We start from the raw sequence: 25,911 nt of genomic DNA, 5'->3' as shown, positions 1-25,911 counted from the left end.
TGTCCTTTCGATCGCGAGCCGGACGGGCGTCCGCCCGTCCGGCTCGCGGCGGTGAAGCCGTCGGACGGCGACGGCGCGGCGGCACCGTCGCCGTCCGACGACGTGACCGGGGTCAGTCCCGGATCGTGGCCTCCATGGGCACACGGACGCCGCGCTCGGCGGCGACCTCGACGGCCCGGGAGTAGCCCGAGTCGACGTGGCGGAAGACGCCCATGGCGGGGTCGTTGGTCAGCAGGGCGGTGAGCTTGGCCGCGGCCAGCTCGGTGCCGTCGGCCAGGCCGACCTGGCCGGCGTGGATGGAGCGGCCGATGCCGACGCCGCCGCCGTGGTGGATCGAGACCCAGGTGGCGCCGGAGGAGGTGGCGGTCAGCGCGTTGAGCAGCGGCCAGTCGGCGATCGCGTCGGAGCCGTCCAGCATGGACTCGGTCTCGCGGTACGGGGAGGCCACGGAGCCGGAGTCGAGGTGGTCGCGGCCGATCACGATCGGCGCCTTGACCTTGCCCTCGGCCACGAGCTGGTTGAAGAGCAGGCCGGCCTTGTGGCGCTCGCCGTAACCCAGCCAGCAGATGCGGGCCGGCAGGCCCTCGAACTCCACGAACTCGGCGGCGCCGTCGAGCCAGCGGTGCAGGTGCTCGTTCTCGGGGAACAGCTCCTTCAGGGCCTCGTCGGTCACGCGGATGTCCTCCGGGTCGCCGGACAGCGCGGCCCAGCGGAACGGGCCGAGGCCCTCGCAGAACAGCGGGCGGATGTAGGCCGGGACGAAGCCCGGGAACTCGAACGCGCGGGAGTAGCCGGCCTTGCGGGCCTCGTCGCGGATGGAGTTGCCGTAGTCGAACACCTCGGCGCCGATGTCCTGGAAGCCGACCATGGCCTCGACCTGGCGGGCCATGGACTCCTGGGCCTTCTTGGTGAAGGTGTCCGGGTCGGACTCGGCCTCGGCGTGCCAGTCCTTCTCGTCGATCTCGATCGGCAGGTAGGACAGCGGGTCGTGCGCGGAGGTCTGGTCGGTGACGATGTCGATCTCGACGGTGCCGGCCTTCTGGCGCTCGAGCAGCTCGGGGAACACCTCGGCGGCGTTGCCCACGAGACCCACGGAGACGGCCTCGCCGTCGCGCTTGGCCTGCATGACGCGCTCGACGGCCTTGTCGATGTCCGTCTCCACCTCGTCCAGGTAGCGCTTGCCCATGCGGCGGCGCAGGCGGTCCTCCGATACGTCCACGATCAGGCAGACGCCGCCGTTGAGGGTGACGGCCAGGGGCTGGGCGCCGCCCATGCCGCCGCAGCCGCCGCTGAGGGTCAAGGTGCCCTTGAGGGAGCCGTCGTAGCGCTTGCGGCCGATCGCGGCGAAGGTCTCGTAGGTGCCCTGCAGGATGCCCTGGGTGGCGATGTAGATCCACGAGCCGGCGGTCATCTGGCCGTACATCATCAGGCCCTCGGCCTCGAGCTCGCGGAAGGTCTTCCAGTCGGCCCAGTCGCCCACCAGGTTGGAGTTGGCGATCAGCACGCGGGGAGCCCACACGTTGGTCTTGACGACGCCGACCGGCTTGCCGGACTGCACCAGGAGGGTCTCGTCCTCCTCGAGGTCCTTGAGGGTGGCGACGATGGCGTCGTAGGCCTCCCAGGAGCGGGCCGCACGGCCGGTGCCGCCGTAGACGACGAGGTCCTCGGGACGCTCGGCGACCTCGGGGTCCAGGTTGTTCATGAGCATCCGCAGCGGGGCCTCGGTCTGCCAGGACTTGGCGGACAGCTCGGTGCCGCGCGGGGCGCGGATGGTGCGGGACGGGTCGTGCTGGGTGAAGCCCACGGCCATGGCAGTTCCTCTCGACGGGGTGCGTGCGCCGGCGGGACGGGTGGCCCCTGTGATTTCACGGCTCGGCATGCACTTTCCGAACATTGAAACAGTGGCCCGGCTCACGCGCAAGCCCGATCCGCATGTCCCGCACCCGTTACGCTCCCTGTCATGACCTCCACCCCCACCGCCTCGACGCGCACCGTGGACCGGGCCCTGGACCTGCTCGCCGCCGTCACCGAGCAGCCCCGGCTGAGCCTGACCGAGGCCGCCCGCGCCACGGAGCTGCCGGCGTCCACGGCGCTCCGCCTGCTGCGCAGCCTCGAGGGGTCCGGCTTCGTGGCCCGCGACGACGACGGTGCCTACCGCCCCGGCGTGCGCCTCATCCAGCTCGGGGCGCGGGCCTTCTCCCGGGACTCGCTCGTGCAGCTGGCCCGCGGGCCGATGGACCACGTCGTGGCCGCCACGGGCGAATCCGTCTACCTCTCGGTGACGACCCCTCCGGACTCCGCCGTCTACCTGGCGATCGTGGAGGGCACGCACTCGGTCCGCCACACGAACTGGGTCGGACGCACCGTCCCCCTGGCGGGCACGGCCGTGGGCGACGCCCTGCGCGGCAGCGTGGCCGCGGGGGACTACACGCTGCGCACCCGTTCCGTGGAGAAGGATGTCACCTCGCTGTCCGCCCCCATCAGCGTGGCGGGCACGGTGGTCGGGGCGCTCAGCACGCTCGTGCCGGCCTACCGCTGCACGGACGAGCTGGCGGACCGGTGCGGGGCGGCCCTCGTCGCCGCCACCGGCGAGCTCGCGCACCTGCTCGGGGCGGCCGACACTCCCAGGGAACACCCAGTCGACTCCCCTGGAAAGCCCAAGGCGACTTCGTAGGCTGAAGCCACCTCATCGAAGGTGCGAGTGATGACGGAGAAGGCCCCGGGCCCGGCGAGAGCCGGGACCGGGGCCTTTCTCTGTGACCGGCGCCCGAGGCGCCGGGTCCGGGGATCAGCGGCGGGAGGAGACGACGCCCGCCCAGAGGCCGCCGAGCAGGCCGGCCACCGGCAGCATCCAGAACAGGTGCAGGCCCGACCCATAGAGGACGGTGTTGGAGAACACCGCGAACAGGCCCACGGCGCCGAGGAAGCCGCCGACCACGCCACCGACCACGTAGCGCACGACGGAGCGGGCGGCCCCGCCCATCAGCAGCACGATCAGGTAGCCGGCCGCGCCCGCCAGGGCGCCGCCCACCAGGCCGAACATGAACGACTGCACCAGCACGACCCAGCCGTGGCCGGTCTCGCCCAGCGCCACGGAGCCGTTGGGATCACCCAGGCCGCCGGTGAGCACGCGCACGACGTCGCCGATGATCACGACGAGCACCGAGACGAGGATGACGCGGTTGGTGAAGCCCCAGCCGTCCACCGGGCGCAGCGGCTCGAGCACCTCCTCCTCCACCACGGCGTGGCGCACGGGGCGGGTCGGGGCGGTGTGGGCGTTCGCGGTGTGGGGCTGGACGGCGTGGCTGCCGTCGGCGTTGATGGTCATCTCTGATCTCCCGTCCCGCCCCGGGCGGGGCGCGTTCCGGGCGCCAGGGCGCCCGTCTGGTTGCACGTCTGACGTGATTTTAGGCTTTTCCCAGCCCGAGGGGGTAATGGTGACCCGTCCGCCGGGCGGGGCGGCTCAGAGGACGTCGGTGCGGCGGTTGGCGAGCGAGGGGAGGAACTCCCGGACCTCCTCGATCCGCTCGCGGGTGACCTCCGCGGTCACCACGGCCTCCCGCTCGTCGGCGAGCTCGGCGACGGGCAGCGCCAGCGGGTCCACGATCATCGAGTGGCCCACGGTGCCGTCCGAGCACGTGTCCGCCGCGGCCACCCACACCGTGTTCTCCACCGCGCGGGCCTTGAGCAGGGTGCGCCAGTGGTCCACCTTGTGCTCGCCGGAGAACCACGCCGCGGGGATCACGAGCACGTCCGCGCCCTCCACCGCCAGACGCCGGGACAGCTCGGGGAAGCGCAGGTCGTAGCAGGTGAGCAGACCCAGGCGGAGCCCGCCGAGCTCGATCGCCGCGACGCCGCCGTCGCCGGGGGTGATCCGGTCCGACTCGCGATGTGCGAACGCGTCGTAGAGGTGGAGCTTGCGGTACGCACCCAGTCGGGTGCCGTCCGCGCCCACCGCCAGCAGCGTGTTGTAGGGACGCCGGTCCGGTCCCGGCTCGTAGCCGCCCGCGACGACGGCGATCCCGTGCTCACGCGCCAGCGCGGCCAGGCCCGCGGCGAACGGCTCCCAGGCCGCGGCGACGGCGTCGGGGAACTCCTCCCCCACCTCGCGGGCCCCGAGCATGGCCTCCTCGGGCAGCACCAGGAGGTCCGCCCCCTCGCCCGCGGCGCGGGCGGCGAGGCGGGCCATCACGGCCAGGTTCGCCTCGACGTCGCCCCTGGGCCCGAACTGTCCCACGCTGATCCTCATGCCCCCAGGGTAGCCAGGCCCCCGCCGGTGGCCGTCAGCCCTGGTCAGCGCCGCGGCCAGCCGCCACGCTGGAAGCCGGGCACGACGTCGGCCCGCATCGGCCGCCGTCGTCGTCCATCCCCCGATCCGCGCGGCACCGCGCGGCACGTCGACACCACAGGAGCAGACGCGATGACCACCCAGCAGCCCGACATCCCCGGCACGCCGGGGCCGATCACCCCCGACCTCGAGGAGCACACCGCCCTCACCCACCCGGACCAGCCCGTGGCCGTCCCGGCCCCGGACCAGCGCGGCCCGGCCCAGGTCTCCCCCACCGGCCAGGACACCGGTGCAGACCCGGCGACCGCAGCGCAGGGCTGCCCGTACCTGACCACCGCGCACGGCGTCCGCCTGCAGGACTCGGACCACTCGCTCAAGGCCGGCCGCCGCGGCCCCACCCTGCTGCAGGACCACCACCTGCGGGAGAAGCTCAGCCACTTCGACCACGAGCGCATCCCCGAGCGCGTGGTCCACGCCCGCGGCGCCGGCGCCCACGGCGTGTTCCGCGGCTACGGCACCGCCGCGAAGATCAGCCGGGCCGGGCTCTTCGCCAAGGACAAGGAGACGGAGGTGTTCGTCCGCTTCTCGACCGTGGCCGGCTCCCGCGGCTCCATGGACCTGGCCCGCGACACCCGCGGCTTCGCCACCAAGTTCTACACGGACGAGGGCACGTGGGACCTGGTGGGCAACAACATCCCCGTGTTCTTCGTGCAGGACGCCATCAAGTTCCCGGACGTCGTGCACTCGGTGAAGCCGCACCCGGACCGGGAGATCCCACAGGCGCAGTCCGCGCACGACACGTTCTGGGACTTCGTGTCCCTGCACACCGAGGCGCAGCACCACACCCTGTGGAACATGTCCGACCGCGGCATCCCGCGCTCCTACCGCATGATGGAGGGCTTCGGCGTCCACACCTACCGCCTGATCGCGGCGGACGGCTCCACCGTGCTGGTCAAGTTCCACTGGAAGCCGATGCTCGGCGTGCACTCCGTGACCTGGGAGGAGGCGCTGCTCACCAACGGCATGGACCCGGACTTCCACCGGCGTGACCTCGCCGACGCGATCGAGGCCGGCGCCTTCCCCGAGTGGGAGCTCGGCGTGCAGGTGTTCGAGGACAACGAGGAGCAGATGTTCGAGGGGATCGACCTGCTCGATCCCACGAAGCTGGTCCCGGAGGAGCTCGCCCCCGTGCAGCCCCTCGGCCGCATGACGCTGAACGCCAACCCGTCCAACTACTTCGCGGAGACGGAGCAGGTGGCCTTCAACCCGGCCAACCTCGTGCCCGGCATCGACGTCACCAACGACCCGCTCCTGCAGGGCCGCCTCTTCTCCTACCTGGACACGCAGCTCACCCGCCTCGGCGGGCCGAACTGGAACCAGCTGCCCATCAACCGCCCGCACGCCCCGGTCAACGACATGCTGCGTGACGGCTTCCACCAGAGCGCCGTGCATCGCGGGGTGGCACCGTACCGGCCCAATTCGCTCGACGGCGGCCTGCCGTACGAGACCCCCGCGGACGACCACGCGTTCATCGAGCACCCGGAGCCGCTGCCGGCCTCGGTGAAGGAGCGCGCGCACGCCGCGTCCTTCGACGACCACTTCTCGCAGGCGCGCCTGTTCTTCCTCTCCCTCTCCGAGGTGGAGCGCGAGCACGTGGCGCAGGCGTACACGTTCGAGCTCGGCAAGTGCTACGAGCAGACCATCCGAGAGCGCCAGCTGGCCCACCTCGCCGCGATCGACACGCGACTGGCCCAGCAGGTCGCGGACGGCCTGGGCATCCCCGTCCCCGCGCCGACCGAGACCCCGGCCGACGTGCAGCCCTCCCCCGTGCTGTCCCAGATCGGCGGGGCGTGGCCGCTCGACGGCCGTCAGGTCGGCGTCGTGGTGGGCGAGTCCGTGGACGAGAAGGAGCTGGACGCCCTCGTGCAGGGCATCCACGGTGCGGGCATGGTCCCGCTGGTCATCGCACCGAAGGGCGGCCCCGTGGCCGGGGAGATCGTGGCCCAGCGGACCTACCTGACCGCCGCGTCCATCGAGCTGGATGCCGTGGTCGTGGCCTCGCCGGCGGCCCCCGCCGCAGACGCCGCCCCCAGCCTGGACCAGAAGGCCGGCGCCGCCGACTCCGAGGCGGTGGACCCGCGCGTCGTCAAGGTGCTGCAGGAGATGTGGCGCCACTCCAAGGCGATCCTCGCCCTCGAGCCGGCGGAGGCCGTCCTCGCGGCCGCCCAGGTGTCCGGCAAGGGCGTCGAGTCCGCGGCGGACGGCGCCTCCGCCGTCAGCCGGCTGACGGAGCTGCTGCCCGCGCACCGCGTGTGGGACCGCTTCCCGACGACGGGCCGCCTGGCCGACTGACCGAGCGACCCCCGGGCGCTTTCGAACGTGAGATAGGGCCTATCTCACGTTCGAAAGCGCCCATTCGCCCTCTTCCACGTTCGAAAGTGCAGGTCAGGGTGGGCCGGGGGCGGGGCGGCGGGCCGGGTCAGTCCTGGATGAGGTCCCGGACCTGGACCACCTGGTCGCGGCCCGGGCCCACGCCGATCGCGGAGATCCGGCAGCCGGAGAGCTTCTCGAGGGCCTCCACGTAGCGCTGGGCGTTCAGCGGCAGATCCGTGAACGCGCGGGCGCCCGAGATGTCCTCGGTCCACCCGTCGAAGTGCTCGTAGACGGGCTTCGCGTGGTGGAACTCGGTCTGGGTCATGGGCATGCGGTCGTGGCGCACGCCGTCCACCTCGTAGGCCACGCACACCGGGATCTTCTCGATGCCGGTGAGCACGTCCAGCTTGGTGAGGAAGTAGTCCGTGAAGCCGTTGATCCGGGCGGCGTAGTGGGCCATGACGGCGTCGTACCAGCCGGTGCGCCGCGGGCGGCCGGTGTTCACGCCGAACTCGCCGCCGGTGGTGCGCAGCTGCTCGCCCATCTCGTCGAAGAGCTCCGTGGGGAACGGGCCGGCGCCGACGCGCGTGGTGTAGGCCTTCACGATGCCGATGGTCCGGGAGAAGCGGGTGGGGCCGATGCCCGCGCCCACGGCCGCGCCGCCGGCGGTCGGGTTGGACGAGGTCACGAACGGGTAGGTGCCGTGGTCCACGTCCAGGTAGGTGGCCTGGCCGCCCTCCATGAGCACCACCTTGCCCTCGTCCAGGGCGTCGTTGAGCAGGTTCACGGAGTCCACGACCATGGGGCGCAGGCGGTCCGCGTAGCCCAGGAAGTACTCGGCGATCTCGTCCACGGTCACGGCGCGGCGGTTGTAGAGCTTCACCAGCAGCTCGTTCTTCTGCCGCAGGGCGCCCTCGATCTTCTGGCGCAGGATCGACTCGTCGAAGATGTCCTGCACGCGGATGCCCAGGCGGGCCACCTTGTCCATGTAGGCGGGGCCGATGCCGCGGCCGGTGGTGCCGATCGCGCGCTTGCCCAGGAACCGCTCGGTCACCTTGTCCATGGTCTGGTGGTACGGCGCCACGAGGTGGGCGTTGGCGGAGATCTTCAGGTGCTCGCACGAGTGGCCGCGGGACTCGAGCCCGTCGATCTCCTCGAACAGCGCCTCCAGGTTCACCACCACGCCGTTGCCGATCACGGGGGTCGCGTTGGGCGAGAGGATGCCGGCGGGCAGGAGCTTGAGCTCGAACTTCTCCCCGTTGACGACGACGGTATGGCCGGCGTTGTTGCCGCCGTTCGGCTTGACGACGTAGTCCACCCGCCCGCCCAGCAGGTCGGTGGCCTTGCCCTTGCCCTCGTCGCCCCACTGGGCTCCGACGATCGCGATCGCTGGCATCTGCATCTCTCCTCAGGGCCGCGGGTCGCCCCGTTCGGGCCCATACATGGAAGACGCCTCCTTGCGGTGCGCACGGAGGCCGTACCCCCGAATCCTACCAGCGTGACGGATGCCACCCTCTGGCTACGCTGGCTCCATGAGCACCGCAGCGCCCCACACACAGCACTCGGACTTCACCGCCCCGGCCCCCACCCGCAAGGGCCCGAGCGTGGGCACGTGGCGGCCCTGGGCCGTGCTGCCGTGGGCGCTGGCCCTGCTCGCCCTGCCCTTGATCGCGCTCGCCCTGCGCTCCAACTTCGGCGCGAACGGCTGGATGACGATCATCTACATGGTCTTCGGCGCCCTGCCCCACGAGCTCTTCCTCATGCTCATGGTGGGGAGCCTGTTCCTCCTGCCCCGCGTGAACCCGCTGGACGAGCAGCGGGGCGGCATCCGGCTGGGCCGCCTGCTGCACACGCTGCTGGGCGTCTCCTGGGGGTCCTTCGCGCTGGCCGCGATCCTCTTCCCCGACGCCGGCGACCACCCGGACTCCGCCGCCACGACCCCGGTGCTCATGGACCTGCTCGGCAAGAGCACCGCGATGGACGTCGGCTCCGTGGCAGGCCTCGCCCTCGCGGCCGTCAGCGCGCTCACGGGTCTCGCGGTGATCGTGGTGTGCGTGGTGCGGCGGATCCGCGCCGTTCGCTGAGCACGCTCCCGACGACGGCGGTCAGCGAGTTCCCGTTCCTCATCGTGAACCAGGCCCGCGTGATCGACTACTTCGCCGAGTACGCCGAGCGCGGCCCGGCCTGACCGAGCACCCGCCGGACACCGCGCCGGCCGCCCCGGATCGACGGGGCGGCCGGCGCGGTGCCGTCTGTCCTCCTGTCCGTCCGTCCGGGGGTTCAGGCGCGGGTGCGGCGGGCCCGGCGGGCGGCGGCCTGCTCGACGGCGTCCAGGTAGGCGATGCCCTTCGCGCAGCAGCCACCGAGGCAGCAGTCCTCGTCGAGGTCGAAGTCGGCGGGGTCCACCTCGTCGATCGGCCCGTCGTCCGCGGCGCGGTGCTCGGCGCTGATGCGGTCGGCGATGACGCGCCAGGACGGGACGCCGGCGCCTCCGTCCACGGCGTCCTGTTCGTCGGTCATGACGGTCCTCCTGCGCGGGGCGCGGCTGGGGCGGGGCGGTGTCGGGCGCCCCCACGCTAGCCGATCCTGCGGCCGGCTCCGGAGCCGGCCGGCTCAGGCGTTGGCCGGCTCGGCCGTGCCCGCGCCCCGGCGGCGCGGCGCCGGTGACGGCGAGGGCGACGTGCCGCCCCGCGTCGAGGCGTCCTCGACGCCGCCCTCCCCGCACCCACCCCCGCCGCAGCAGCCGCCGTCCGGGGCGCCGTCGTCGTCCGCGGGCGCGGCCGCGGCCCCCAGCACGGTGAAGCCGGCGTCGGCGATCATGCTCAGGTCCGCCTCCGCGTCCTGCCCCTCGGAGGTGAGGTAGTCGCCGAGGAAGATCGAGTTGGCCACCTGCAGGCCCACGGCCTGCAGCGAGCGCAGGTGCATCTCGCGCCCTCCAGCGATCCGCAGCTCCTTGTCCGGACAGGCCAGGCGGACCACGGCGAGGATGCGCAGGCACTCGAGCGGGGTCAGCTGGACGTGCCCGGCGAGCGGGGTGCCGTCGAAGGGCATGAGGAAGTTGACGGGGATGGAGTCGGAGTCGAGCTCGCGCAGGGCGAGGACGGCCTCCGCCAGCTGCGCGTGGGTCTCCCCCATGCCCGCGATGAGGCCGGAGCAGGAGGACAGGCCGGCGGCGGTGGCGCGCTCCACCGTGTCCACGCGGTCGGCGTAGGTGTGGGAGGTGCAGATGGACTCGTAGTGGGACTCGGCGGTGTTGAGGTTGTGGTTGTAGGCGTCCACGCCGGCGGCCTTGAGGCGCTCGGCCTGGCCGTCCTTGAGCTTGCCCAGGCAGGCGCAGACCTCGACCTGGGGGTGCTCGTCCTTGAGCCGGCCGATCATCTCGGTCACGCGGTCCACGTCCCGGTCCGTGGGGCCGGTGCCGGAGGCCACCATGCACACGCGGGAGGCGCCGCCGGCGATGCCCAGGCCCGCCTGGCGCACGGCCTCGTCCGGCTTGAGCCACGTGTACTTGAGGATCTGGGCCTCGGTGCCGAGCCGCTGGGAGCAGTAGGTACAGTCCTCGGGGCACAGGCCGGTCTTGAGGCTGACGAGGTAGTTGACCTTCACGGTGCGGCCGAAGTGGCGCTCGCGCAGGCGGGACGCCGCGGCGACGAGCCGGAAGGTCTCGGCGTCCGGGGCGTCGAGCACGGCGACGGCCTCGGCGGCGGTGAGCCGGTGTCCGGCCTCGATGCGGTCCACGAGCTCCTCGGGGTCGAGGGCGGGGGCGACGACGGCGTCGTCCTGGGCTGCGGTCATGGGAGGGCCTCTCCGGTGGGCGGGGCTCGGCCCCGGGTGGGTCTGACCCGAGGGACTCTAACAGTGTTCATTGAACAGCGTTCAGGAGCGCGGGACCATGGCCCCGACGTCAGCGAGTGCGCCGGTCCAGAGGGGCCGGTGTCGAGATGCAGCGAAGAGTTCCAAAACGCGCCAATTGGATTCATACGCCCCAGAGCGCCTGGAACCTTGACATGCACGGAGGTGATGGTTCGGCTCTGTAAGGAGTGGGCGCTCCGCCAGCGGCAGTGCGAACCGCCAGACCAGTCGGACAGAGGGAGACCTTCGTGACCTCAGGGCATTGGCCGGCACCCACTCAGGGCAGCCCGGCCTGGACACGCCTGGCCCAGTGGACCGCTGACGGGCGCCACCTGCTCCACGGGTCGGGCACTTCCGGCCTGCTCCGCCTCGAACCCCGCGCGCCGCTGGACCACAGCCCCGACGACTGGTCCAAGCGCACCGCCGTGTTCGCCACTGAGGACCCCACCTGGGCCATCGCCTACGCCCTCCGGGCACCGGACTGCCCGCAGTTCCTCAACGCCTGCTTCTACCCCGGAGAGCGGGCAGGCGCCGCGAGCGACCGGCGCCTGTTCTACTCCTACGGACGCCGCCCCGACGGCACCGCTCCCGTGCAGGCCGGCACGGTCTACGTCCTCAATGCCGGAGCCTTCACTCGTCAACCGCCCTACCTGGACTCTGACATCGGTGCCGTCATCACCGAATGTCAGTGGACCAGCACCACCCCCGCGGACGTGGTCGACGCGGTGCCGGTCACCATGTCCGACCTGCCCGGCCCGCTCCCCACCCACAACCCAGACCTGATCCGGGCCCGTATGGCCGAGTCCTCAACGAGGTTCCCCTGGGGTGCGCCAGAGATGTCGCCTCCCCCGCGGCTGGCCTGAGGCACAAACGGTCGTTTTGAAGCGCCCTGGGTTTCGTTCCGAGGTCAGGACGCAACGGGCGCTGAATCCTGGTCGTGAGTGTAGGCCGCCTCGACCTCCACTGGAGTGCGGTAGCCGAGCGCTTCGTGGAGACGCTGCGTGTTCCACCAGTGCACCCACCCCATGGTGGCCAGCTCGACCGCCTCGACGGACTCCCAGATCCGCTTGGCGTGGATGAGCTCGGCCTTGTAGAGCCCGTTCACGGTCTCGGCCAGGGCGTTGTCGTAAGAGTCGCCCACGGTGCCCACCGAAGCGCTCACCCCGGCGGTGATGAGCGCGTCTGAATATGCCAAGCTGACGTACTGGCTGCCCCTGTCACTGTGGTGCACCAGGCCCTGCCGGCCACGGCTGGCTCCCGTGCTCACGAGGGCGTGCTCGAGGGCGAGCAACGGCAGCCCCGCGGTGTGAAGGTTGCCCGAGACCGCCCATCCCACGATGCGCCGGGAGAAGACGGCGGTGATGAAAGCGACTCAAGCAGAACCCGCCCAGGATCCTGACGTAGGTGATGTCAGCGACCCACAGCTGGTTCGGCCGCTGGGCGGTGAAGCAGCGCTCCACGAGGTCAGGACGAGCATCCGGCTCATCTGCCGGCCTCGTGGTGATCGGCGTGCGTCCGCGCCGCACCCCTTCCACGCCGGCGAGCTTCATCAGTCGGGCGACCTGGTCCCGGCCGATCTCCCACCCGGCGCGGCGCATCGCGTGGTGCATCTTTCGGACACCGTAGACGCTGTAGTTCTCCGCGTGGATCCGGCGGAGTTCCTCCACGAGGATCCCGTCCCGCAGCGTTCTCGAAGACCTGGGTCGTGTCTTCGCGGCGCGGTAGCCGCGGGAGGTGATGAACCCACATTCCGTCGCACGCAGGGTGCGACAGATGGCCTCGACCCCGAATTGATCGCGGTGTTCGTCGATGAACGCGATCATCTCGTCGTGGGGCGGTCGAGTTCCCTGGCGAAAAAAGCCTAGGCGGCTTTGAGGATCTCGTTCGCGCGCCTGGCTTCAGCGAGCTCACGTTTGAGGCGCTTGTTCTCCTGCTGCAGATCTTCTCCCGCCGGCGCCTGGGTGATCTCGTGGCCGTGGCGGTTGCACCACATGCGCAGGGTCTCCTCGCCGACGCCGAGCTGCGGGGCCACAGCCCGGATCGAGTGTGAGCGAGGGCCTCCCTCGGCCACTTGGCGCTCGAGGACCATCCGCACAGCGCGCTCACGCAGCTCGGGGGTGTACTTCTTGGGCATGTTCCGATTCTCCTTCAGTTGGATCGGAACGAAACCCAGGGCGCTTCAGTCGGGGTTGTTCGAGGTGCTGCATCACCGGGCGTGGGAGCGGGCCGGGCATACGGGTGGTTTCGATGATCGGAGTCCGGTGGTGTTGGACAGGCGTCGGGCGGTGGCGCCGAACACGCCGCAGGAGGACCTGCCGCGTGATCCCCGCGGGGCTTCGTCGTCGTCGGGGGAGCGGCTCAGTCCCTCGCCTCCACCGAGCGCAGCACGCGCGGCCCCGTGGTCAGGAGCAGCCCGCCGAGGATGTTCAGGGGGATGACCCACCAGATCCACCCCAACCAGTCGAGGTAGTCGATGCCCGCGGCCCCGGAGTGGATGGCGCCGAACATGATCACCGAGTCCAGCACCGAGTGGAACAGCGAGCCGCCGCCGAGCACCACGGCGCCGGCCACGGCGGCCGCCACCCTCGTGGGTGCGTCCTCGGCGCCGGCCTGCATCCGGGTCATCAGGGTGATGGCCGTCCCCGCCAGCAGGGCCAAGGCGGCGCCCTGCCAGCTCAGGCCGATCTCGAGGAAATGGTGGGCGGTCTCGGCCAGGTCCGGGTGGAGCTGGGGGAACGCCAAGGCGATCAGCCCGACCGTGACCCAGCCGCCGAGCAGGTTCGTGGCCAGCGTGACGCCCCACAGCCGCAGCAGCTCGAGCCAGGTGCCCCGGCCGTCGACGATGGCCATGATCGGGTAGAAGAACCCCTCGGTGAACAGCTCGGAGTGCGCCAGGAACAGGGCGATGAACCCCACTGAGAGCGCCACGCCCGCCAGCAGGTGGCTGCCGGTCTCGTGCAGGGCGAGCAGGTACGCCAGCAGTCCGATGGTGATCTCCACCCCGCCGAGGAATCCGGTGGTCAGCAGGGCCGGCCACGAGCAGTGCAGCCGGTCGGCCCCCTCCTCGGAGGCCTCTCCGTAGGTCTTCTCGACCGGCTCCTCGACGTCGTCGTCGGCCCGCTCGTGCTCCGTCCGGCCCTCACACCCGTTCCGCGGCGGTCATCGGGTGCCGCCCGAGCCAGTCGGCGACCTTCGCGTAGGCGTCCCGACGCGCGGCCTCCTGGGAGAGGAACACGTCGTGGCGGGCGCCGGGGACCTCGACGACCTCGACGTCCTTCCCCAGCGACGGCGCCCGCGCGGCGATCTGCGTGACGTCGAGGACGACGTCGGCCTTGTGGGTCTCCTCCGAGAAGGTGCGCGAGAAGTGGCTGCGGTCGGAGTGCAGGACGAGGGTGGGGACCCCCACCTCGACGCCGCGGTGCACGCGGGCATGGCCGCGGCGGACCGCGCTGAGGCAGCCGGCGGTCACCGGGAAGGCGGCGTCGGGCTTCAGCTCCAGGTCGTAGTCCCACTCTCCGCCGTGGCTGACGTGCAGCGACTGCCCGTACACGCCGGCGGCCATCTCGATGGGATGGAACGGGCGCACCCGGGCGAGCGTGTGGAGCCCGGTCGTGAAGGCGCGGGTGCGCATGGCGGGGCGGCCCTGGAGGTCGAGCCACGGGCTGTTCAGCACCAGGCCGACGATGCGCCCGGTGCGACGCTCGCGTCGCCGCCGGTCGAGCCAGAGGGGGGTGATGAGCCCGCCGGTGGAGTGCGCCACCACGAGGAGCGGCTTCTTGGGGTTCTCCAGGGTGATGACCTTGACGGCACGGTCGAGCTCGAGGTCGTACTGGCGCAGGTTCGAGGCGTAGTGGCCGTGCTGCTCGGCCACCCGGGCCCGGCCGCTCTTGCGCAGGTCCAGGGCATAGAAGGCGAAGCCCCGGGCGGCGAAGAAGTCGGCCAGCTCGGTCTGGAAGAAGTAGTCCGCGAAGCCGTGCACGTACAGCACGGCTCCCCGCACGTCCTCGCCCGCCCGGGGGACGCGCCGCACCAGCACCGCGCGCACGTCGCCCTGACCGTCCGGGTCGGGGCCGAGCTCGAAGACCGTCTGCTCGTAGCCCTCGCCGAGGATGTCGGGCTGCCACTCGACCGCGGCGCTCATGCGCGGGCCCCCGATCCGGAGCCGACGAGCTGGTCCGTCGCCGCGGCGCCCGCGGCGCTCGTCGCCACTTCGCCTCGCGAGGCGCCGTCCGCGGCGTCCGGGCCGGACGGCGTCGCCCCCGACCCCGCGTCCGCGAACCTCAGGTGCTCGTCCACGACGGCGGCGCGGCGCAGGGTCTTGACGTCCTGGAAGTAGTCCATCGACATCAGCCACGGCGCGGCCGTGCCCTGCCTGGGCATGGAGCCCAGGGCACGCTGGACGTATCCGGCGCCGAAGTCCAGCAGCGGACGCGTCTCCATGTCGGGGTCGGCCACCGCCCACACGGCGTCGTGGCCGTGCTCGTCCATGTAGCCGAGCATCCGGCAGAAGTACTCGCACACCAGCCCGATCTTCAGCGTCCACGACGAGTTCGTGTAGCCGATCGCCATCGCGAAGTTCGGGATGCCGCTGAGCATCATGCCGCGGTAGGCGACGCTGTCGGCGACGTCCACGGGTTGGCCGTCGACGGTGAGGTCGACGCCGCCGAAGAGCTTGATGTTGAGCCCGGTCGCCGTCACGATCACATCCGCCTGCAGCTCCTGACCCGACTCCAGGAGGATGCCGGTCTCGGTGAACGTGACGATCCGGTCGGTGACCACGGAGGCGTCGCCGCTGCGGATGGCCCGGAAGAGGTCTCCGTCGGGGACGGCGCACAGCCGCTGGTCCCACGGGTTGTACGGGGGGTTGAAGTGCTCGTCCACGGGGAAGCCCGCGGGCAGGCGCTGCTCGTTGAACCGTCGGATGGCCTTGCGCGCCGGGCCGGGGAACTTCTGGGCGAACGTCCAGATGGCCCGCTGCTTGACGATGTTCTTGCGCCGGGCCAGCGCGTGGCCCCGCTCGTCCCCGAAGCGGCGCCGCAGGCGGATGGCGAGCTTGTCCTCGCGGGGGATGGGCATCACGTAGGTGGGGGTGCGCTGCAGCATGGTGACGTGGGCGGCCTCGTCGGACATCGAGGGCACCAGGGTGACGGCGGTGGCGCCGCTGCCGATGACCACGACCTTCTTGCCCTCGTAGTCCAGGTCCTCGGGCCAGTGCTGCGGGTGCACGATCTGCCCCTGGAAGCGCTCGCGGCCCTCGAAGTGGGGGGTGTAGCCCTCCGCGTAGTCGTAGTAGCCGCCCGCGGAGAACAGCCAGCCCGCGCTGAAGAGGCGCTGCTCACCCGTCTCCGCGTGCTCCACCGTCACGAGCCAGCGGGCGGTCTCCGACGACCATTCGGCCCCCACCACGCGGTGGTGGTAGCGGATGTGCTGCTCGAGGTCGTTCTCGCGGACGGTCTCGCGCAGGTAGTCCAGGATCTGTGAGGCGTCCGCGATGGACTCCTCCTCGCGCCAGGGCTTGAACTCGTACCCGAACGTCGTGAGGTCGGAGTCCGAGCGGATGCCGGGGTACCGGAACAGGTCCCAGGTGCCGCCGGAGGCTCCCCGGCCCTCGAGGATGACGAAGCTCTTCTGCGGCAGCGTCCTCGTGAGGTAGCAGCCCACGCCGATGCCGGAGAGGCCGGCCCCGACGATGAGGACGTCGACCTGCTCGACGGCGCCGAGCGGCGCGCTCTCGGTGTCGGGCATGGATGGATGCGGCATGGTGTCTCCTGGCGGTTCGGTGCGTGGGCGCGGAGGGCCCCACGGCGTTCGATGTCTTATGTGTCACAGTCTCCGACGCCGCCGCGTCCACGGATAGGGCGATCCGCCCCTGATCATTGAGCCGCGTGGTGCACAATGCCACTATGACCGAGCCGTGGCCGGCCCCCTCGCCGCCGGTGCGGCGCCTCCTCCGCCAGGCCGCCGAGCTCGCGCTCCGGCCGCGTCCGGAATGGACGGCCGACATCGACGCCGCGGCTCTGGCCGGCACCCGCATGGAGGTCATCGCCGCGGACCCGGTCCTCGCGGAGGGCATCCGCCGCACCACCACGGCCAACCTGCTGCACTGGGCCGCCGCGAACGTGAAGGCGCCCGGCCGGAGGGTCCCGCCGAACCTCGAGCCGGACAACCTGGAGACCGCGCGCGACCTCGCCCGGCGCGGCCTGGGACGGACCGCGCTGGACAGCTACCGCACCGGCCAGAGCCTGGCCTCGCGGCGCTGGATGGCGATCTGCTTCGAGCTCACCCAGGACCTGAGCCTCCTCCACGAGCTCCTCGACGTCTCGCTGCTGTCCATCGCCACCTTCATCGACGACACCCTCGACGCCGTCTTCGCGGTCCTCGAGGCCGAGCGCGATCAGCTCCACCGCGGCAGCCATGCTGAGCGCCGGGCCGTCGTCGCCCGCATCGTCGAGGGGGCGCCCATCAGCCGGGCGCGTGCCGAGACCCAGCTCGGCCACCCGCTGACCGGGCCGCACGTCGCCGCCGTCGTGTGGACCACCCTGGAGGGGGACCCCGCCGCGCTCGAAGCGGCCGCGGAGGCGCTGGCCCAGGCCGGCGGGACGGCCCGACGGCTCACCGTCGTCGCCAGCTCCGCCTCCCACTGGCTCTGGCTCCCCCTCGCCGCCGCGCCCGCGGTCGACGACGTCGCCTCCCGGCTGACCGGGCACCCCGAGGTGAGCGTCGCCATCGGGCGCCCGGGCCATGACGTCGTCGGGTTCCGCCGCAGCCATCTCGACGCGGCCGCCGCCCAGCGGATGATGACCCGCCTGGCGTCCCCCCAGCGCATCGCGCGGTACCAGGACGTCCAGCTGGTCGACGTCCTCACCGCCGAGCCCGTGCGGGCGGACGGGTACGTCACTGACGTCCTGGGAGACCTCGCCACCGCGGCCCAGGAGATCCACGACGCCGTCCTGACCCTCGTGCAGGAGCGGTTTAACACCTCGCGCACCGCCGAGCGGCTGCACACCCACCGCAACACCGTCATCCGGCGCCTCGCCCGCGCGGACGAGCTGCTCCCGCGGCCGCTGGCCGAGAACCCCGTCGACGTCGCCGCCGCCCTGCAGGTCCTGCAGTGGCGCGGGGCACGCTGAGCCGTCTCGGTCCGGTGCCCGTGGCCCGACGGGGGCTCCCGCCGCTGCGGCTACGCTCGGGGGCATGACCGCCGCCTCCACTCCGTCGCCGTCCCCGGTCGTCTGGCGCTTCCGCGGCCACATCCTCGGCGTCGGCACCGTGGAGGGCACCCGGATCGTCGTCGGGGTCTGGCCGGACTCCCCGCTGGGGTCCTTCGCGGACGTCATGGTCGAACGCGCGGACGGGCACCGGCTCCTCCTCGCGCCCACCCCTCAGGTCGCCGACTTCGTGACCGCCACCTACCGCTTCGACGAGGTGCGCATCGCGCCCGTCACCGCGGACCTCACCGCCGGCGCCCTCACCGTCACGACGCCGTCGCTCACCCTGACAGCGCACCTGGGCCGACGCCGGCCGCTGGGCTGGGCGCTGCGCCTGGTCCCGGCGTCCGTGGCCTCCCATCCCGCGTTCTGCGCGCTCTCGGACCCGATCGCCCGCGTGGTGATGCCCGGGGTTCGCACGCGCGGCACCGCGGGGCAGGGCCGGCGCGAGTTCTACGGAGCCACGGACGTGCGGGACGTCGTCGGCATCGGGGCCCGCTGGGAGGGGCAGGACCTCGGGGCGCTGGCTCCGGTGGACCCGCCCACGCGCTTCGGTTTCTCGTCCACGCCCCGCCGGCCCGCGCTCACCCGCGTGGTCACCACCATCCGCGGCGCCGCCGGCGGCGCGGGGCTACCCTCATGACCATGAGCACCACCGACGAATCCGTCCACGTCCGCCCGCTCCGCGCCGAGGACGCGGCCTGGGTCCAGCCCCTCTACGCCGCCAATAGCCGGGACGCGCTCACCCCGGAGCAGCGCGCCGAGCACGGCTTCGTCCAGGGCCGGATGAGCGCGCAGGCCCTGCGCGCCCGGCTGGACGGTCCCGGCAGCGTCGTCGCCGAGGTGGACGGCCGCCCTGCCGGGGTGCTGCTCACCTCGCCCGCCGAGAGCGCCCGGGGACGCGGGGTGCTGCGGGCCGTGGCCGAGCACGTGCTCACCGCCACGGCTGCTGCCCACCGCGCCGCCGTCGCCTTCGTGGAGGACGAGAACACCGCCTCCATGGCCGCGCACACCCGGCTGGGCGGGGAGCCGGTCGGCCGGTTCGAGCACGAGGGCCGCGGCTTCACCGTGTGAATCGCCCCGGGTTTGTTAGAGGCTCGTAAGTGCCGTCCCGGCGGGCGCCGGCACGGGGTTCTCATGATGGTAGACGTCCTCGAACTCGACCGGAGGGACCAGCCTGATCTCGCCGTGCGCACGACGATGGTTGAACCAGTCGATGTACTCCGCGACCGCGATCTCCAGGTCCTCGATGGACTTGAATGGCCCCTTGTTCCGGATCAGCTCCGCCTTGAACAGCGAGTTGAACGCCTCCGCGAGGGCATTGTCATACGAGTCCCCCGTCGTGCCGACTGAGGCGACTGCGCCGGCCTGGGCGAGCCGCTGGGTGTATCGCACGGCGACGTACTGGACTCCTTTATCGCTGTGATGCCGTAGCCCGGCCACGTCTTGGCCTGCACGCTGACGCGTCCAGAACGCCATCTCGAGGGCGTCCAGGGCCAGGTCCGTGCGCAGCGACTTCGACAGCTGCCAGCCCAGCACCCGTCGGGAGAACACGTCGATGATGAACGCGGCGTACACCCATCCGCTGAAAGTGCGGCAGTAGGTGATGTCAGCGACCCACAGCTGGTTCGGAGCCGCCGCGGTGAAGTCTCGCTGGACCAGGTCTTGACGCTCATCCGGGCCGCGGCCTGGGACCGTGGTCCTCGGTCCCTTCGCGCGGCTGATCCCGCGCAGGCCTGCGGCTCGCATGAGCCGCTCCACCGTGCACCTGGCCACCTGCAGGCCCTCCCTCCGCAGTTGCGCGTGGACCTTCCGGGCCCCGTAGACCCCGTAGTTGGCCTCATGCACCCGCCGGATTTCCACGAGCACCTGCTCATCGCGCAGGCTGCGCACTGAAGGAGGGCGCGTCTTGGCCGCGTAGTACGTGCTCGGTGCGATCTGTGTGCCTGCCGCGGACAGCGTGGCGCAGATCGGCTCGACACCGAACTCGTGCTTGTGTTCGTCGATGTAGTCCACGATCAGCGCTGTGGGCGTCTCGAGCATCCGCCGCGAAGAAAGCCGACGCCGAGCGCAGGATCGCGTTCGCCCGCCGTAGTTCACGGTTCTCCTTCTCCAGCTCGGCCACCCGGGCGGCTTCGCTGGTCGTGATTCCGGGGCGGTGGCCGTGGTCGATCTCGGTTTGGCGGACCCAGTTGCGCAGCGTCTCGGGATTGATCCCGAGCTGTTCTCCTACGCGGCGGAACGCTCCGGTCCTCGTGGCGGGGTCTTGACGGGCTTCCAGAGTCATCCGCGTGGCGCGTTCGCGGAGCTCGTCGGGGTACTTCCGTGGTGCGGGCATGCTCTGCATCCTTCCGTTGGATCAGAGCCTCCACCAGACCCGGAGCGATTCATCCTCACCGGATGCCGGAAGTGTCCACCGCGTGTCGTGTGAAATCTTGGCTGCATCTCTACAACCGCCCGGACGCCGGCGTCGTCGATCACGTTCAGCACCAGCCCCGGAACGACCGCGGCCCCCATCAGCAGCATCACCCACGCGGTGGAGCCGGCTCCGGCGTCGAACACGTTGCGGCGAGCCCGCTCCGCCTCGACCCGGTGATGCACCCCTCGCAAGGCGAGCATCGCTCCGAGGGCCGTGACGGCCACCAGCGTCAGACCCCACCCCAGTCCCAGGTCCTGCCGCAGCCCCGCGAGCACACCGGCCGAACCCACCAGGGCGGACGCCACACCGATGCGCCACCGCCACTCACGCTCATTCCCCACCCTGCTCACAGCCCCCTTGCTGCCACACGGCCCTCGGCGGTGGAGCGGCAGATGATGCGGTCGTGGCCGGAGGGATCACTCCCGCGTGAGGGACGAAGGGAACTCGGAGGCGAGCATCGCGTAGGTGGCACCATCCACCCAGCCGCGCGTGAGATGCAGAGACTCCTCCTTGAACGTGCCCTCGTGACGCATCCCCACCTTCTCCATGATGCGCAGACTCGGGGCGTTGTCCGCGAAGGCATGAGCCTCCACGCGTCGCACACCCAGATCGTCGAATGTGAAGCCCAGCAGGGCTCGAGCAAGCTCCGTGCCATAGCCCTGCCCCGCCTGGCGCGGATCGATCGTCCAGCCGATCTCGGCCTGGGCGTCCCGGGCTTCCTCCCGCAGGCCGCCCTGACTCCACGCGTCCTGCACCGCGGCCTTCCCGACACCGACGATGACGTCTCCGACCCGCACGGTGAGGCGGTCCCCCGCCGCGAGATAGGACTCTCGCAGCGCGCCCTCACTCTCCGGGCGGCCGGAGGTCCACGACCACACCTGCTCGAGTCGGCAGAAGCCCCACACGGCGGGTGCATCGAGACCCCGGAACGGGGTGAGGGTCAGCCGGCGGGCTCGCAGCGGGAAGCAGACGCCTCGACTCGCGGCGAGCTCCAGGAGAGGGGTGGCCATGACAGACAGGGTACGAACAGAAGTCCTCGAGTCAGCCCCCGGGCAGACCCGTCTCCACACCCTGCGTCGATGCCGGGTCCACGCGGCCGGTCAGGGCCCGTAGACCTCCGGCAGATCCCACCACGGAATCCCCCACCTGCATCGGTGGACGACCGCTTCGACCATCGTGCAGGCCTCCGAGAAGGGTCGGCCCTGCCGGCCCGTGCGGTCTGGGGCAGCGGGGCGATCAGCTCTCATCGGGCGTCGGGGACGACCTGGAACCGGGACATGCCTCCCCGGGTCTCAGCGATCCCTGGATCCATCCTCAGACGCGCCCTAGGTGTAGGAGGGCATGACGTTGTTGACACGTACCGGGGCCAGTGAGGCCGGCGGGAGGGACTGGCGCACGCATAGGTGACAGTCTTCCTCAGGCCGGTTCTGCGGGCATGTGGCCCATGATCACCTCAGCCGTCTCCTCGTACTTCCTCCCCAGGATGGGCACCTTTCAGCTCACCCGCGGCGGCCGGGTGCTCGCCGCGGAGCCGGGCCGCGACGTCTTCGACTGATGGGGGATCGACCGTGCCGGCGCCCTCGTCAGCTAGCGCCCGGCCATGGACGTGAACCAGGCCCTGCCCACGACGATCGAGCGCCTAGAGTGATCCACATCACTCTCGCCTCGACCTCTCGTCCTGAACAGGAGCCTCATGTCCGCCACGTCCACACGTCCGCCCACACCCGGCCCCTCGGGCCGCGCCGTCCGTGAGGGCACGTTCTTCAGTCGCGCCATGCGCCCGCTGAACACGACGATGGAGCGGTTCATCCCGTCCTCGCTCGTGTTCACCATCGTGCTCACGTTCGCGGTGGCAGCCCTGTGCCTGCTGCTCACTCCGGCCGGGCCGGCCGACGTCGTCGTGGGCTGGGGTGACGGCCTGTCCGGGCTGCTGGCGTTCATCACGCAGATGGCGCTGGTGCTCATGCTCGGCCACATCCTGGCGAACACCGGTCCGGTGCGCCGCCTGCTCGCCCGGCTCGCCAGCATCCCCCGCACGCCCCTGGCCGCCTACATCTTCGTGTTCGTGGTGGCGGCAGCGGCCTCCCTCATCACGTGGGGCCTGGGCCTGGTGGTCGGTGCGCTGCTGGCCAAGGAGGTCGCGGCGCAGGCCCGTGAGCGCGGGCTGGCCCTGCACTTCCCGATGCTGGTGGCCGCCAGGTTCTCCGGGTTCGTGGTGTGGCACATGGGGTACTCCGGCTCCGGCCCGCTGACGGCCGCCACCCCCGGTTCGTTCCTCACGGAAAGCCTGGACGGCCGGACGGTCCCGGTCTCGGAGACCACCTTCTCCTGGTGGAACATCACCGCCGCCGTGGTGACCGTGCTCGTCGTGGCCCTGGCCCTGTTCCTCGTCGCCCCGCGCGCCGGGGACCGGATCGTGGAGCTGGAGATCGACGCGCGGGACCAGGACGCCGTGTCCGCACCGGAGATCGAGACGCCGGCGGACCGCCTCGACGCCTCCCGTGTCCCCACGCTCCTCGTCGGCGCCATGCTTGTGGTCTATCTGGTGATGCACTTCGTCGGCGGCGGCACCCTCACCCTGGACATCGTCAACTGGTCCTTCCTCGCGCTGATCCTGCTGCTGGTGCGCAGCCCGCACGAGCTGATCGGCCTCACCCAGTCGGCCGCGTCCAACGTGGGCGAGATCCTGCTGCAGTTTCCCCTCTACGCGGGCATCCTCGGCATGATGACGTCCACCGGCCTGGTGGCGGTGCTCTCGGACGCCTTCGTGGCGATCTCGAACCCGGTGACGTTCGGCCTGCTGGCGTTCCTGGCCGCGGGCCTCGTGAACTTCTTCGTCCCCTCCGGCGGCGGACAGTTCGCCGTGCAGGGCCCGATCATGCTCCAGGCGGGCGACGCGCTCGGCGTGGATCCGGCCATCACCATCATGGCCGTCTCCTACGGCGACCAGTGGACCAACATGATCCAGCCGTTCTGGGCGATCCCCCTTCTGGCGATCGCCGGCCTGAAGATGCGCGACATCCTGGGGTACACCACGGTCGTGCTGCTCGCGTCGGGGCTCGTCTTCGGCGGCACGCTCCTGCTCGTCTCGCTCTGACCGGCCGGCCGATGCGGGCCGGGCCAGGACAGACGAAGGGCCCCGGGATCACCGGGGCCCTTCGCCTGTCATCACTCGCACCTTCATCACTCGCACCTCGATGAAGTGGTTCTACCGTACGAACCGAGCATGGGCGCAGCCGTCATGCAGCCTGGCAGTTGCCTGGCAATGGTCGCCTCAGCCCAGGGCGCCGCCGGACTCGGCCAGGTAGCACGTGCCGCACAGGGATTCGTAGGTCACCTGGACACCGTCGATCGCCACCTGGTCCCCCTCGAACACGAAGTGCTCGGCGCCCGTGGCCGGGTCCACGACCTTGCGCGTGTTGAACACCGCCTTCCGGCCGCACCGGCAGATGGTCTTCAGCTCCTCGAGGGAGTGCGCCAGCTCCAGCAGCCGCGCGGAGCCCGGGAAGGAGCGGGTGCGGAAGTCGGTGCGCAGCCCGTAGGCGATCACGGGGACGCCGTCGAGCACGGCGATGCGCAGCAGGTCGTCCACCTGCGCCGGCTCGAGGAACTGCGCCTCGTCCACGAGCAGACACGCCACGGGCGGGGCCTCCACGTGCCCCACGAGGGCGTCCGGGTCGTCACCGGTGGCGTGCCGGCGGAACAGCTCCCGCACGTCCGCTCCCGCCGGGACGAGGAGGTCCACGGCGCGGGTCACACCGAGGCGGGAGACGACGTCGCCCTCCCCCTTCACGTCCACCTCCGGCTTGGCCAGCAGCACCCGCTGGCCGCGCTCCTCGTAGTTGAAGGCGGCCTGCAGCAGGCCCGTGGACTTGCCGGAGTTCATGGCCCCGTAGCGGAAGTAGAGCTTGGCCACGGCTCCGCTCAGCCCCGGGCGCGGCCCTGGTCGGCCTCGATCTGCTCCTCGGCCGTGGGGTCCGAGTCCCGCAGGAAGGTGCGGATGCGCTCGACCTCCTCGGACTCCCCGATCCCGGCGGCCGCGCGGCCCAACGCGTACAGGGCGCGCAGGAAGCCGCGGTTGGGCTCGTGGGTGTACGGCACCGGGCCGGCGCCGCGCCACCCCGCCCGGCGCAGCGCGTCCAGGCCCCGGTGGTAGCCGACGCGGGCGTACGCATAGGAGTCCACGGTCCGGCCCTCGGCCCACGCGTCCTCCGCCATGAGCGCCCACACCAGGGAGGACTCGGGCGCCACCGGCACGATGTCCTCGGGCAGGTCACCGGCCTCGAGCCGGGCCAGCACCTCCGGCTCCTCCGGCAGGCGCGTGGCCGGCGGCTCCATCAGGTTCTTGCCGATCAGGGACTCGGACATGGGATGCCTCTTCTCCTCGCGGACGATGCGGTCGCGGCCGAGTCTATCGACGGCGCCGGACGCCGGACGGATGGCCGTCCCTGCGTCCAGGACGGTCCGGTACCGTAGGCGCAGCGTCCGTCCGCCGCCCCACGCTCCCGGGGCCGGGCCGCCGATGCCGTCGAAGGAGCCTCCATGACCCACCCCGCGCCCGCCCGCCGCCGTGCCCCGCTGGCCGTCGGCGTCGCCGCCCTCGCCCTCGCCCTGGCCGGCTGCGGCTCGGCCGGCCAGTCCGGTGAGCCCGCCTCGTCGACTGCCGCGGCGCCCAGCGGATCGGCGGCCTCGGCCGCGGCCGGCTCGGCCACGGAGAGCCCCACCGACCCGGCGTCCGCCGCGGCGTCCCGCGTCCGTGAGGCCCGCGCGTCGGAGTCCGCCGAGGGCACCCCGCGCGCCGAGCCGCGTCAGGCGTTCGAGACCGTCGGCCCGGGCATCAAGGACGGCGCCGCCACCGAGGCCTGGAAGAACACGGCCGCGGTCCGCAACGACACCGTCTCCGTGATGGACTGCACGCGCGACGTCCTGGACCAGCGCACCCTGGACGCTGTCGCCACGCACATCCCGGACAGCTCGAACATCGAGATCGTGCAGCTGTTCGCCTCGCAGGACGAGACCCACGAGTTCCTCACCTGCGTCTACAACGGCTACTTCGAGTACAGCCCCGGCATGCCCCTGGCGCAGGTCCATTACCAGCACAACCTGGACGGCTCCCGCCTGGAGTGGTGCCAGGAGGAGCCCGCCGCCGTGGCGGACGAGTACACGTTCGACCCGAAGACCGGCAAGGGGCTGCTCGCCCTGCTGCGCCCCGGCATGGTCGGCGGCCAGGACGGCGCCCCCCTGCTGCCCCAGCGCACCGCGTGGGCCTGCTCCGAGGACGGCAGCGAGATGGTCTCCGTGACCATGGGCTCCATGGAGGGCTTCGGTGACGCCAACGGCGGCCTCACCCAGGTGAAGAATTCGCCGGTCGCACAGAGCACCACCCTCGTCACCGAGACCCGCGACCACCTCGCGGACACCGTGCTGAAGGACGCCGGGGAGTTCCAGGAGGTCATCAAGCTCAGCTCGCCGTTCTTCCTGAACGCGCAGATGGACGAGGAGACCCTGGCCCAGGCCCGGGAGATCCCCACCGGTCGCGTGCCCGACGAGCTGCTGAACAACCAGTCCACGATCGACCGCCCCGAGGGCGCCCCCGGCCCCGTGGCCCCGGGCCAGCCGCCGCGGCCGTTCCAGGGTGCCGCGCGGGAGGCCGCAGAATCCCAGCGGGCCGCGGAGGCGTCCGCCTCGGCGTCGGCCAGCCCGTCACCGACGAAGTCGGCCTCGGCCTCGCCGTCCCCCTCCACGTCCGGGGACTGACACCCGGCACGACG

22 protein-coding genes, 3 pseudogenes and 1 other annotated feature are annotated in these 25,911 nt (G+C 71.6%); of the genes and pseudogenes, 10 read left to right on the top strand and 15 right to left on the bottom strand.

Going from position 1 to position 25,911, the window contains the following annotated elements; genetic code table 11:
• Nucleotides 1–112 precede the first annotated feature (112 nt).
• Nucleotides 113–1,810: a urocanate hydratase gene (gene hutU, locus AC3RKA_RS00915; RefSeq protein ID WP_489727334.1), complete on the bottom strand. Its 1,698-nt coding sequence runs from the start codon at nucleotides 1,808–1,810 to the stop codon at nucleotides 113–115.
• A gap of 150 nt (nucleotides 1,811–1,960) precedes the next feature.
• On the opposite strand from hutU, the gene AC3RKA_RS00910 reads away from it, so the two are divergent.
• Nucleotides 1,961–2,674: an IclR family transcriptional regulator gene (locus tag AC3RKA_RS00910; RefSeq protein WP_060775768.1), complete on the top strand. Its 714-nt coding sequence runs from the start codon at nucleotides 1,961–1,963 to the stop codon at nucleotides 2,672–2,674.
• Nucleotides 2,675–2,788: 114 nt separating this feature from the next.
• Here the strand turns inward: AC3RKA_RS00910 and AC3RKA_RS00905 are convergent, their stop codons facing one another.
• On the bottom strand, nucleotides 2,789–3,328 hold the full coding sequence (locus tag AC3RKA_RS00905) for a hypothetical protein (RefSeq protein ID WP_002857637.1): 540 nt from the start codon (nucleotides 3,326–3,328) through the stop codon (nucleotides 2,789–2,791).
• Nucleotides 3,329–3,463: 135 nt separating this feature from the next.
• Entirely contained in the window at nucleotides 3,464–4,249 is a 786-nt protein-coding gene (locus tag AC3RKA_RS00900; protein WP_036335109.1) for a carbon-nitrogen hydrolase family protein, read from the bottom strand.
• A 171-nt stretch (nucleotides 4,250–4,420) separates the two neighbouring features.
• On the opposite strand from AC3RKA_RS00900, the gene AC3RKA_RS00895 reads away from it, so the two are divergent.
• Nucleotides 4,421–6,640 (top strand): catalase, encoded by a 2,220-nt coding sequence (locus tag AC3RKA_RS00895; protein ID WP_036335107.1) that lies wholly within the window; start codon nucleotides 4,421–4,423, stop codon nucleotides 6,638–6,640.
• Between the two features lie 127 nt (nucleotides 6,641–6,767).
• Here the strand turns inward: AC3RKA_RS00895 and AC3RKA_RS00890 are convergent, their stop codons facing one another.
• Nucleotides 6,768–8,057, bottom strand: coding sequence for an adenylosuccinate synthase (locus AC3RKA_RS00890; protein WP_002857631.1), 1,290 nt, complete (start codon nucleotides 8,055–8,057; stop codon nucleotides 6,768–6,770).
• A gap of 136 nt (nucleotides 8,058–8,193) precedes the next feature.
• On the opposite strand from AC3RKA_RS00890, the gene AC3RKA_RS00885 reads away from it, so the two are divergent.
• A complete protein-coding gene (locus AC3RKA_RS00885; protein ID WP_136940442.1) occupies nucleotides 8,194–8,745 on the top strand; it encodes a hypothetical protein in 552 nt (183 codons plus the stop codon).
• The gene (locus AC3RKA_RS00880; protein WP_002857626.1) at nucleotides 8,712–8,849 is read left to right on the top strand and encodes a hypothetical protein; all 138 of its coding nucleotides are present in this window, start codon (nucleotides 8,712–8,714) and stop codon (nucleotides 8,847–8,849) included. Before AC3RKA_RS00885 ends, AC3RKA_RS00880 begins: the two co-directional genes overlap by 34 nt.
• 92 nt (nucleotides 8,850–8,941) lie before the next feature.
• Here AC3RKA_RS00880 and AC3RKA_RS00875 read toward each other — a convergent pair whose 3' ends face one another.
• A complete protein-coding gene (locus AC3RKA_RS00875; protein ID WP_049161781.1) occupies nucleotides 8,942–9,181 on the bottom strand; it encodes a hypothetical protein in 240 nt (79 codons plus the stop codon).
• A 93-nt stretch (nucleotides 9,182–9,274) separates the two neighbouring features.
• Complete coding sequence (gene bioB, locus AC3RKA_RS00870) at nucleotides 9,275–10,456, bottom strand: biotin synthase BioB (protein WP_489727333.1); 1,182 nt, start codon at nucleotides 10,454–10,456, stop codon at nucleotides 9,275–9,277.
• A 305-nt stretch (nucleotides 10,457–10,761) separates the two neighbouring features.
• Between bioB and AC3RKA_RS00865 the strand changes: the two genes are divergently transcribed.
• Complete coding sequence (locus AC3RKA_RS00865; protein WP_002856206.1) at nucleotides 10,762–11,376, top strand: hypothetical protein; 615 nt, start codon at nucleotides 10,762–10,764, stop codon at nucleotides 11,374–11,376.
• A 44-nt stretch (nucleotides 11,377–11,420) separates the two neighbouring features.
• Here the strand turns inward: AC3RKA_RS00865 and AC3RKA_RS00860 are convergent.
• The 4 genes and pseudogenes from AC3RKA_RS00860 to AC3RKA_RS00845 form a co-directional block, all read right to left on the bottom strand.
• Nucleotides 11,421–12,647: pseudogene (locus AC3RKA_RS00860) on the bottom strand (IS3 family transposase).
• Nucleotides 12,274–12,375: a sequence feature (AL1L pseudoknot), on the bottom strand. It overlaps the preceding pseudogene by 102 nt.
• 224 nt (nucleotides 12,648–12,871) lie before the next feature.
• Nucleotides 12,872–13,585: pseudogene (locus tag AC3RKA_RS00855) on the bottom strand (formate/nitrite transporter family protein); the annotation flags it as partial.
• Between the two features lie 67 nt (nucleotides 13,586–13,652).
• On the bottom strand, nucleotides 13,653–14,654 hold the full coding sequence (locus tag AC3RKA_RS00850) for an alpha/beta hydrolase (RefSeq protein WP_489727332.1): 1,002 nt from the start codon (nucleotides 14,652–14,654) through the stop codon (nucleotides 13,653–13,655).
• Complete coding sequence (locus tag AC3RKA_RS00845; RefSeq protein WP_002856196.1) at nucleotides 14,651–16,273, bottom strand: flavin-containing monooxygenase; 1,623 nt, start codon at nucleotides 16,271–16,273, stop codon at nucleotides 14,651–14,653. Before AC3RKA_RS00845 ends, AC3RKA_RS00850 begins: the two co-directional genes overlap by 4 nt.
• 143 nt (nucleotides 16,274–16,416) lie before the next feature.
• Between AC3RKA_RS00845 and AC3RKA_RS00840 the strand changes: the two genes are divergently transcribed.
• From AC3RKA_RS00840 to AC3RKA_RS00830, 3 genes are all read left to right on the top strand, one after another.
• Complete coding sequence (locus AC3RKA_RS00840; protein ID WP_489727331.1) at nucleotides 16,417–17,643, top strand: PucR family transcriptional regulator; 1,227 nt, start codon at nucleotides 16,417–16,419, stop codon at nucleotides 17,641–17,643.
• Nucleotides 17,644–17,707: 64 nt separating this feature from the next.
• Nucleotides 17,708–18,364, top strand: a complete 657-nt coding sequence (locus tag AC3RKA_RS00835; RefSeq protein WP_049161051.1) for a hypothetical protein — start codon at nucleotides 17,708–17,710, stop codon at nucleotides 18,362–18,364.
• A 2-nt stretch (nucleotides 18,365–18,366) separates the two neighbouring features.
• Nucleotides 18,367–18,795 (top strand): GNAT family N-acetyltransferase, encoded by a 429-nt coding sequence (locus AC3RKA_RS00830; RefSeq protein WP_136940443.1) that lies wholly within the window; start codon nucleotides 18,367–18,369, stop codon nucleotides 18,793–18,795.
• Between the two features lie 15 nt (nucleotides 18,796–18,810).
• Here the strand turns inward: AC3RKA_RS00830 and AC3RKA_RS00825 are convergent.
• From AC3RKA_RS00825 to AC3RKA_RS00815, 3 genes and pseudogenes are all read right to left on the bottom strand, one after another.
• Nucleotides 18,811–20,059, bottom strand: a protein-coding gene (locus tag AC3RKA_RS00825; RefSeq protein WP_396831660.1) for an IS3 family transposase whose coding sequence is annotated in 2 segments (ribosomal slippage) — nucleotides 18,811–19,759 and nucleotides 19,758–20,059 — 1,251 coding nt in all. Because the reading frame shifts where the segments join, the coding sequence is not laid out codon by codon here.
• Between the two features lie 497 nt (nucleotides 20,060–20,556).
• Nucleotides 20,557–21,150: a GNAT family N-acetyltransferase gene (locus AC3RKA_RS00820; RefSeq protein WP_050773825.1), complete on the bottom strand. Its 594-nt coding sequence runs from the start codon at nucleotides 21,148–21,150 to the stop codon at nucleotides 20,557–20,559.
• A 93-nt stretch (nucleotides 21,151–21,243) separates the two neighbouring features.
• Nucleotides 21,244–21,380: pseudogene (locus AC3RKA_RS00815) on the bottom strand (IS5/IS1182 family transposase); the annotation flags it as partial.
• Nucleotides 21,381–21,914: 534 nt separating this feature from the next.
• On the opposite strand from AC3RKA_RS00815, the gene AC3RKA_RS00810 reads away from it, so the two are divergent.
• Nucleotides 21,915–23,237, top strand: coding sequence for a short-chain fatty acid transporter (locus AC3RKA_RS00810; RefSeq protein ID WP_489727330.1), 1,323 nt, complete (start codon nucleotides 21,915–21,917; stop codon nucleotides 23,235–23,237).
• A 177-nt stretch (nucleotides 23,238–23,414) separates the two neighbouring features.
• Here AC3RKA_RS00810 and AC3RKA_RS00805 read toward each other — a convergent pair whose 3' ends face one another.
• Nucleotides 23,415–24,056 (bottom strand): thymidine kinase, encoded by a 642-nt coding sequence (locus tag AC3RKA_RS00805; protein ID WP_002856172.1) that lies wholly within the window; start codon nucleotides 24,054–24,056, stop codon nucleotides 23,415–23,417.
• Nucleotides 24,057–24,064: 8 nt separating this feature from the next.
• Nucleotides 24,065–24,508, bottom strand: coding sequence for a DUF3151 domain-containing protein (locus tag AC3RKA_RS00800; RefSeq protein ID WP_036334637.1), 444 nt, complete (start codon nucleotides 24,506–24,508; stop codon nucleotides 24,065–24,067).
• Nucleotides 24,509–24,682: 174 nt separating this feature from the next.
• On the opposite strand from AC3RKA_RS00800, the gene AC3RKA_RS00795 reads away from it, so the two are divergent.
• A complete protein-coding gene (locus tag AC3RKA_RS00795) occupies nucleotides 24,683–25,897 on the top strand; it encodes a hypothetical protein (protein WP_002856168.1) in 1,215 nt (404 codons plus the stop codon).
• Nucleotides 25,898–25,911 lie beyond the last annotated feature (14 nt).

The organism is Micrococcus sp. iso_229, assembly GCF_058072725.1.
Note: the sequence above shows the minus strand (reverse complement) of the source record. Positions and strands in the feature narration are given on the sequence as shown.

Excerpts from the sequence above, each read along its gene's own strand:
- hutU (WP_489727334.1), bottom strand. The coding sequence starts at position 1,810 with ATGGCCGTGGGCTTCACCCAGCACGACCCGTCCCGCACCATCCGCGCC.
- AC3RKA_RS00910 (WP_060775768.1), top strand. The coding sequence starts at position 1,961 with ATGACCTCCACCCCCACCGCCTCGACGCGCACCGTGGACCGGGCCCTG.
- AC3RKA_RS00905 (WP_002857637.1), bottom strand. The coding sequence starts at position 3,328 with ATGACCATCAACGCCGACGGCAGCCACGCCGTCCAGCCCCACACCGCG.
- AC3RKA_RS00900 (WP_036335109.1), bottom strand. The coding sequence starts at position 4,249 with ATGAGGATCAGCGTGGGACAGTTCGGGCCCAGGGGCGACGTCGAGGCG.
- AC3RKA_RS00895 (WP_036335107.1), top strand. The coding sequence starts at position 4,421 with ATGACCACCCAGCAGCCCGACATCCCCGGCACGCCGGGGCCGATCACC.
- AC3RKA_RS00890 (WP_002857631.1), bottom strand. The coding sequence starts at position 8,057 with ATGCCAGCGATCGCGATCGTCGGAGCCCAGTGGGGCGACGAGGGCAAG.
- AC3RKA_RS00885 (WP_136940442.1), top strand. The coding sequence starts at position 8,194 with ATGAGCACCGCAGCGCCCCACACACAGCACTCGGACTTCACCGCCCCG.
- AC3RKA_RS00875 (WP_049161781.1), bottom strand. The coding sequence starts at position 9,181 with ATGACCGACGAACAGGACGCCGTGGACGGAGGCGCCGGCGTCCCGTCC.
- bioB (WP_489727333.1), bottom strand. The coding sequence starts at position 10,456 with ATGACCGCAGCCCAGGACGACGCCGTCGTCGCCCCCGCCCTCGACCCC.
- AC3RKA_RS00850 (WP_489727332.1), bottom strand. The coding sequence starts at position 14,654 with ATGAGCGCCGCGGTCGAGTGGCAGCCCGACATCCTCGGCGAGGGCTAC.
- AC3RKA_RS00845 (WP_002856196.1), bottom strand. The coding sequence starts at position 16,273 with ATGCCGCATCCATCCATGCCCGACACCGAGAGCGCGCCGCTCGGCGCC.
- AC3RKA_RS00840 (WP_489727331.1), top strand. The coding sequence starts at position 16,417 with ATGACCGAGCCGTGGCCGGCCCCCTCGCCGCCGGTGCGGCGCCTCCTC.
- AC3RKA_RS00835 (WP_049161051.1), top strand. The coding sequence starts at position 17,708 with ATGACCGCCGCCTCCACTCCGTCGCCGTCCCCGGTCGTCTGGCGCTTC.
- AC3RKA_RS00830 (WP_136940443.1), top strand. The coding sequence starts at position 18,367 with ATGAGCACCACCGACGAATCCGTCCACGTCCGCCCGCTCCGCGCCGAG.
- AC3RKA_RS00820 (WP_050773825.1), bottom strand. The coding sequence starts at position 21,150 with ATGGCCACCCCTCTCCTGGAGCTCGCCGCGAGTCGAGGCGTCTGCTTC.
- AC3RKA_RS00810 (WP_489727330.1), top strand. The coding sequence starts at position 21,915 with ATGCGCCCGCTGAACACGACGATGGAGCGGTTCATCCCGTCCTCGCTC.
- AC3RKA_RS00800 (WP_036334637.1), bottom strand. The coding sequence starts at position 24,508 with ATGTCCGAGTCCCTGATCGGCAAGAACCTGATGGAGCCGCCGGCCACG.
- AC3RKA_RS00795 (WP_002856168.1), top strand. The coding sequence starts at position 24,683 with ATGACCCACCCCGCGCCCGCCCGCCGCCGTGCCCCGCTGGCCGTCGGC.